The 1,257-nt window shown below is 69.1% G+C and carries 1 protein-coding gene; it reads right to left on the bottom strand.

Translation table 11 applies throughout. From position 1 onward, the window contains the following. Positions 1-1,257 (bottom strand): serine hydroxymethyltransferase (gene glyA, locus HLH28_RS17840; protein WP_246396402.1); only part of this gene is annotated, 1,257 nt, incomplete at both ends.

The raw sequence follows: 1,257 nt of genomic DNA, 5'->3' as shown, positions 1-1,257 counted from the left end.
TAGATGGGGAATCGGGCGCAAAGGGCCTTGACCTTGAGGTGGACGGCGTCCTCGATGTCGGCGCAGCCGTCTTCGCCGCGCTCGGCGAGGGCGGTCAGCACCTCGTCGATCATCAGCCCGGTCTCGCGGAACTCGTCGGTGCCGAAGCCGCGCGCGGTGGCTGCCGGGCTGCCCAGCCGGATGCCCGAGGTGATCGCCGGCTTTTCCGGGTCGAACGGCACCGCGTTCTTGTTCGCGGTGATCCCCGCGCGCTCCAGGCTGCGTTCCGCCGCCCGGCCGGTCACCTTCTTGGGGCGCAGATCCACCAGCAGCAGATGGCTGTCGGTGCCGCCCGTCACGATGTCGAAGCCCCGCGACAGCAGCGTTTCCGCCAGGGTGCGGGCATTCGCCGCCACCGCTTCCTGATAGGCGCGGAATTCCGGCTGCAGCGCCTCGCCGAACGCCACCGCCTTGGCCGCGATCACATGCATCAGCGGACCGCCCTGCAGGCCGGGGAACACCGCCGAATTGATCTTCTTCGCCAGGTCGGCGTCATTGGTCAGGATCAGCCCACCGCGCGGCCCGCGCAGCGTCTTGTGCGTCGTGCTGGTCACGATATGGGCGTAGGGCAGCGGCGACGGATACAGCCCCGCCGCCACCAGCCCGGCGAAATGGGCCATGTCCACCATCAGGTACGCGCCCACCTCGTCGGCGATGGCGCGGAAGCGGGCGAAATCGATCACGCGCGGATAGGCCGAGCCCCCCGCCACGATCAGCTTCGGCTTCTCGGCGCGCGCCAGGCGCTCCATCTCCTCGTAATCCAGCAGGCCGTCCTCGCGCCGTACCCCGTACTGCACCGCGCGGAACCATTTGCCCGAATAGTTCGGCGCCGCCCCGTGCGTCAGGTGCCCGCCCGCCGCCAGGCTCATGCCCAGGATGGTGTCGCCCGGGCTGACCAGCGCCATGAACGCCTCCTGGTTGGCGTTCGCCCCGGAATGCGGCTGCACGTTCGCGAACCCGGCGCCGAACAGCGCCTTCGCCCGCTCGATCGCCAGGCTCTCCACCTTGTCCACCTCGGCGCAGCCACCATAATAGCGGCGCCCCGGATAGCCCTCGGCATATTTGTTCGTCAGCACGCTGCCCTGCGCCTCGAGCACCGCCTGCGACACCATGTTCTCGCTCGCGATCAGCTCGATCCCCTCGCGCTGGCGCACAAGCTCCCCGCCGATCATCGCCGCAACATCGGGATCGCGCTCGGCAAGCGTCGATCGGAAAAAG

The organism is Gluconacetobacter tumulisoli, from assembly GCF_014174155.1.
Classification (GTDB): Bacteria; Pseudomonadota; Alphaproteobacteria; order Acetobacterales; family Acetobacteraceae; genus Gluconacetobacter; species Gluconacetobacter tumulisoli.
This window is presented reverse-complemented; position numbering and strand designations above follow the sequence as displayed.